Below are 5,825 nucleotides of genomic sequence, written 5' to 3' on the forward strand. Positions count from 1 at the left end.
TTTTGAATTGACATTGCTTTTGACTTTGGAACTGATTATAATTGATTAATTCTTACTTTTGACTTTTGACTTTTGAATTTTGAATTGAATCCTCGCTCTGGATATACTCTACCTGTATTCGCTTGTGCTACCGCTGTAGCTGCCCTCCGTTGGCTACATCAAAATATCTCGTCTTTGTCTACCGTATCAATTAATTTACTAGAACCAGCAGAAATTATCGATATCCCTATCGAACAGGTAGCTTTACTAAAAAATAATACTGCTTTAGCTATTACTCGTTCCGATCCCGGTAATAATCTCGATCTAACTCACAATACTCCTGTTTGGGCTATGGTGGAATTGGCCACAGTTTCCCTAAGTGATGCTTCAGAACAAATTGTAATTATAGGTGGAGCAGGTATTGGACAGAATATTCATTCTGGGGAAGCAGCTATATATAGTTACGCGCGACGACTGCTGCAAGAAAATCTTCAACCTTTGCTCAATTCCAATGAACAAATCAAAGTCACTATTATTTTACCAGAAGGTCGTCAATTAGCAACTCGAACTTCTAATTCTGCTTTTGGTATAGTTGAAGGTCTTTCTCTTTTAGGAACTACCGGACTTTCTCAACCTTTGAGTGTACCTGGGCAACTCGAAGCTTACCAGGAAGAACTACAACAGAAGGCAGTGCAGTTTAATAGTTTGGTGTTTTGTATAGGGGAAAATGGTTTAGATATAGCAAGAAAAATGGGTATACCCCTACAACAAACCGTCAAAACAGCTAACTGGTTAGGCCCAATGTTGGTTGCTGCTGCTATTGCCGGAATAGAGTCTATTTTATTATTAGGTTATCATGGCAAATTAATTAAATTGGCTGGTGGGATTTTTCATACTCACCACTATCTAGCTGACGGACGATTAGAAATTCTCACAGCTCACTGTGCAAATATAGGTTTGCCCACTTCTGTGCTACAAGAAATTTTTGCTTGTAATACTGCTGAGGATGCTTTAAAACTGCTGCGGAACTTAGATATAAATGGGGAAAATTACTGGGTGGATAGGGTGTATGGGGCGATTGCCTCGAAGATTGACCAACGTTGCCAAGCTTATATTTTTAATCATAGTCAAAAAGAGGTCCAAGTAGGTTCGATGCTGTTTGACCGCGATCGGCAAATTTTCTGTAAAACTGAAGTCGCTGATACAGTTTTTTCTCAAATTTGTTATGCTATTAACAATAGCCTGAGCTAGAGTTAGGGTATTTTATGAGGAATTAATAATAGTCTATGGGGATGCGAAACACTATTTATCTCCTTTGTGTCCCTAACTAGAATGATTATATGGTTTCAAAGCTAATTATCATTCTTGGGTTAAAATATCAAAATATTTTTCCAATAGCCATTGTTTGCTAAAAACTCAGCCAATAAACTGATCCCCATTATTAATTCACTCAAATTAACCTGTTCCAACTAGGTTATCGGTAATTGATAGTATACAAACTTTTATATATTGTAGTGGTTTGGTGACTAAACCCCTACCAAACTTAGAAACTGTTTGTAAACTTATAAAAACCTCTTTCCAAACCTTTCTCCTACAGGGAGAGAGGCTTTAAAACACCCATTCCCTTGTCGGGAAGGGGGACAGGGGGGTTAGGTTGTTAAGATTGATCTGTTCTATGCAGTACCGATCAAACAGCTTCTTAGAGTTTTTGACAAAGTGTGGAGAAATAAATTTTCCTCACGAAAAACTACTTATACCCCGACAAGCTGAGGCTGACAAGTCAAAACTAAGGAAAATTAACCTCACCAATCTAGTATAATAGCATATTAACCGTGACTCTAACAACACAAAAACAAAAAAGTTCAGATTCTCTCACTCAGTTTAACCGTCAAATGATCGTGATTCTGGACTTTGGTTCTCAATATTCAGAACTTATTGCTCGCCGAATTCGGGAAACTCAAGTATATTCAGAGGTTATTTCCTACCGCACAACTGCTGCAAAACTAGCAGCTCTTAATCCCAAGGGAATTATTCTTTCTGGAGGGCCTAATTCTGTTTACGATGAAGGGGCACCTCATTGCGATCCCGAAATTTGGAATCTGGGAATACCTATTTTAGGTGTGTGCTACGGTATGCAGTTAATGGTACAACAACTTGGCGGAGAAGTCAAACGCGCTCAGTTAGCTGAATATGGTAAAGCATCTCTCTCAATAGACGATCCGACAGATTTGCTGACGAATGTAGAAGAAGGCACAACTATGTGGATGAGTCATGGAGATTCTGTGACCAAAATGCCTTCTGGTTTTGAAGTATTAGCTCATACAGATAATACTCCCTGTGCAGCGATCGCTAACCATGAGAAAAAGCTCTACGGTACTCAGTTTCACCCAGAGGTAGTTCACTCTATTGGCGGTCAAGCTTTGATTAGAAATTTTGTCTACCATATCTGCAAGTGTGAAGCAACTTGGACGACAGAAGCTTTTGTGGAAGAAGCAATTCGAGAAATTAGAGCTAAAGTAGGGGATAAACGAGTATTATTAGCATTGTCTGGAGGAGTTGATTCTTCAACCTTAGCATTTTTACTGCACCAGGCGATAGGCGATCGAGTAACTTGTATGTTTATTGATCAAGGGTTTATGCGCAAGTATGAACCGGAGAATTTGGTACAAATATTTCGCGAGTCTTTTCATATATCAGTTGAATATGTAAATGCTCGCGAGCGCTTCTTAAGTAAACTCGAAGGAGTTACCGATCCAGAACAAAAACGCAAATTAATCGGACATGAATTTATCAGAGTATTTGAAGAAGAGTCAAAACGTTTAGGACCTTTTGATTATCTGGCTCAAGGTACTCTTTATCCAGACGTGATTGAATCTGCTAACACTAATGTTGACCCCAAAACAGGGGAGCGAGTAGCAGTAAAAATTAAGAGTCATCACAATGTTGGCGGTTTGCCGAAAGATTTGAGATTTAAGTTAGTCGAACCTCTGCGCAAACTTTTTAAAGATGAAGTCAGAAAGGTGGCGCGTTCCATTGGTTTACCAGAAGAAATTGTGCGACGACATCCTTTTCCTGGTCCGGGGTTAGCTATTCGGATTTTAGGGGAAGTGACAGACGAACGGTTGAAAATATTACGGGATGCTGATTTTGTTGTGCGGGATGAAATTAAACAGCAAGGAATGTATCACGATTTTTGGCAAGCGTTTGCGGTGTTGTTGCCTATTCGCAGTGTGGGGGTAATGGGAGACCAACGTACTTATGCTTACCCCATTGTTTTGCGGTTTGTTTCTAGTGAAGATGGAATGACTGCTGACTGGTCTCGCGTACCTTACGATCTTTTGGAAAGTATTTCTAACCGCATTGTGAATGAGGTTAAGGGTGTTAACCGGGTGGTGTATGATATTACTTCTAAACCTCCTGGAACTATTGAATGGGAGTGATATCAAGTCAAAATTCAAAAGTCAAAAATTAGAAATGTATTGTAGGTTGGGTTGCGCTTTCGCTTAACCCAACACCACCAGGGTGAAATTCGGAAGTCAAAAGTCAAAAGTCAAAAGTCAAAAGTAATACTAACTGAGTTTGAATATTTGTCTTTAGTGTACTGTAGTAGATTGAAACAACTAATAGGTGTGCATTAGGGCGGGTTTATATAAATCTTAGAGTAAGCATTAAAATTCTAGTTAAAACCCGCCCCTACTATTGCACCATTTTAGTTGTATAGTAGGGGCGGGTTTCCCCGTTAAATTAACGCGAGTTTTCACCTAAAGTTAGATAAACCTGCCCCCCAATGATGTAACGCACAATTGAATATGTGTCGGTCTAGTAGGTTAGGTTAAGCGTATCTCGCAACCCAACACAACCGGAGTTCTTGGCTTTCTTGCTACCTTGATGTGGGGCGGGGCGGGCGAGTGATGAATTAATATCATGTATCAATATTTTTGCTCAAACCCGCCCCTACAATTTTTCATACGTTGATGGCGTAGGGGCGGGTTTCCCCGTTAAATTAACGCGAGCTTTCACCTAAATTTAGCTAAACCCGCCCCCCAATAATGTAACGCACAATTGAATATGTGTCAGTCTAGTAGGTTGGGTTAAGCGTATCTCGCAACCCAACACAACCGGAGTTCTTGGCTTTCAGGCTACCTGTTTCAAATAAACCAATCTAATTGGAGAATGTTGGGTTTCGTACCTCAACCCAACCTACAACTGATAACTGAAAAGAGAAGGGGAAATTCCCCTATCTTCGTGGTTTCAATCACTTTTTATTTATTAGTCTTTCTTTTGCTGCCTAGCAAAACACCACCTAATGTGATAAAACCTAAAATTAGGCTTGGTTCTGGGGTACTGACCAACTCCAAATCTTCGTCTTCATAACCATTATATACATACTTACCCTCGTACTTCGCAAAATATTCAAAATCCTCCCCGGTATCGAAAGAGTTGAAGGCTCCTGAAATAGTATCATACGAAAAAGAAGCATAGGTTTCGTTCAACGAGTTAACTAGTCCATCTGATACCACCACTCCGTTATATATTTCGCTCCCAGCCGCGGACAAAAAAGAATAAGACCACGACTCCAACTCCTCTAGGGAAACAATATTGTCGGACTCCGCCTGGTCATCATAAGACCAAGTCATATTTAAAGATTCTCCACTCACAAAGTCGAATGTCGTCTCTGAGGATTTCAGTAACGCCTGGGCTGGTTGTGCTGATAGTGCTGCTAGAGAAATGCTAGCTAGGTTTGTTAGAGCAATTTTGCGGCTGATTGACATGGATTTTGACATAATTTTTATTACTTTGGTTTGTGGGTGAATTTTTAAGTCATTCTAAAGTAGATGACTATTGTATATTGTGTAAAGTTGTTATTTTTGCCTGCCAGAAAGAACGCGTTGGCGTTCAGTCGGGTTGCGAGCGGTGATTTCTCAACTACCAACATATTCATCATATTCCGCCCCCCCTTAGTGTCAAGAGGGTTTCGCTAACTTCATCAAATCTTCATCAAATCAGTGAAATAGTCCCAAATCTTTACTGAATTTTACTTACGAATTACGCGGATGTAGTGTTGGTATTCTCCGTAAAGTTACCTGATTCTTGACTTTGCGCTTTGCTTTGTCATGGTGTAGCGATAGTCCCTGTAGATCCCATGGATAAAAGTCGGGCTTTATGTATTGCGATCGGCGATCGAACATTACATTATTTATAGTACCTTCACTCATTAACCCGACTTAGTAACTGTGGAAACTTAGATGGTATAATATCTAAACCTAGGGAAAATTTTGTTATGGCAAATATTTCTGCACAACACTCCAACCTGTCAAAGATACTGTCGCGAAACTAAATAACAGAATAATATTAGTCGTGATATGAACCGATCGCGCCCAAGTTTGTTTAGCATTAATCTGAGTTGCACTCCAGGCCGAAACTAACACCAATGTCACGACTGTTAAACCAGCAGGTAAATGAGCAGAATGACCTAAGTTACCATAATAGCCAATAGTTCCCACTAAACCAATTGCCAGTAACAAAATTACGAGAAATACCATTGTGCCGCCAATAATATAATGAAATGGTCGCAACCATTGAGGACGTTTTTGTTTGTTATGGCGAGCAAAAAACATCCAACCACCAGTCACTGCTAATAATGAGTAAGCAAATAGGGAAAGACCCATAGACCAAGCTGCTATTTTCCACAGCCACAGAAAAGAAGGTAAATTCATATATAATTTAGTTTTGATTATATTTGGACTTTAAAGCAGTTTTCATTGATAGGTCCATACAATGCTTGTAGTAGACTGACACAGCTAAAACTGTGCAGAGCGCTTTTTTCGTAATCACCCCATCCCCCC

The 5,825-nt window shown here is 39.8% G+C and carries 5 protein-coding genes; 2 read left to right on the top strand and 3 right to left on the bottom strand.

Annotated elements, in window-relative coordinates:
* Window positions 1-72 precede the first annotated feature (72 nt).
* Window positions 73-1,230, top strand: coding sequence for a cobalt-precorrin-5B (C(1))-methyltransferase CbiD (cbiD, locus tag ACP6PK_RS00130; protein WP_426556715.1), 1,158 nt, complete (start codon window positions 73-75; stop codon window positions 1,228-1,230).
* Between the two features lie 581 nt (window positions 1,231-1,811).
* Entirely contained in the window at window positions 1,812-3,419 is a 1,608-nt protein-coding gene (guaA, locus tag ACP6PK_RS00135; protein WP_426556717.1) for a glutamine-hydrolyzing GMP synthase, read from the top strand.
* 822 nt (window positions 3,420-4,241) lie between these two features.
* Here the strand turns inward: guaA and ACP6PK_RS00140 are convergent.
* From ACP6PK_RS00140 to ACP6PK_RS00150, 3 genes are all read right to left on the bottom strand, one after another.
* Complete coding sequence (locus tag ACP6PK_RS00140) at window positions 4,242-4,763, bottom strand: PEP-CTERM sorting domain-containing protein (RefSeq protein ID WP_426556719.1); 522 nt, start codon at window positions 4,761-4,763, stop codon at window positions 4,242-4,244.
* Between the two features lie 255 nt (window positions 4,764-5,018).
* Window positions 5,019-5,195 (bottom strand): hypothetical protein, encoded by a 177-nt coding sequence (locus ACP6PK_RS00145; protein ID WP_426556721.1) that lies wholly within the window; start codon window positions 5,193-5,195, stop codon window positions 5,019-5,021.
* Window positions 5,196-5,258: 63 nt separating this feature from the next.
* Window positions 5,259-5,696, bottom strand: coding sequence for a DUF4079 domain-containing protein (locus ACP6PK_RS00150; RefSeq protein WP_094673108.1), 438 nt, complete (start codon window positions 5,694-5,696; stop codon window positions 5,259-5,261).
* Window positions 5,697-5,825 lie beyond the last annotated feature (129 nt).

Origin of the sequence: Dapis hubbardiae BLCC-M172 (assembly GCF_050016015.1) — a bacterium.
Taxonomy (GTDB): Bacteria; Cyanobacteriota; Cyanobacteriia; order Cyanobacteriales; family Microcoleaceae; genus Trichodesmium.

Coding starts and splice junctions, on each gene's coding strand:
- ACP6PK_RS00145 (WP_426556721.1), bottom strand. CDS start 5,195: ATGAGTGAAGGTACTATAAATAATGTAATGTTCGATCGCCGATCGCAA.
- ACP6PK_RS00150 (WP_094673108.1), bottom strand. CDS start 5,696: ATGAATTTACCTTCTTTTCTGTGGCTGTGGAAAATAGCAGCTTGGTCT.
- ACP6PK_RS00140 (WP_426556719.1), bottom strand. CDS start 4,763: ATGTCAAAATCCATGTCAATCAGCCGCAAAATTGCTCTAACAAACCTA.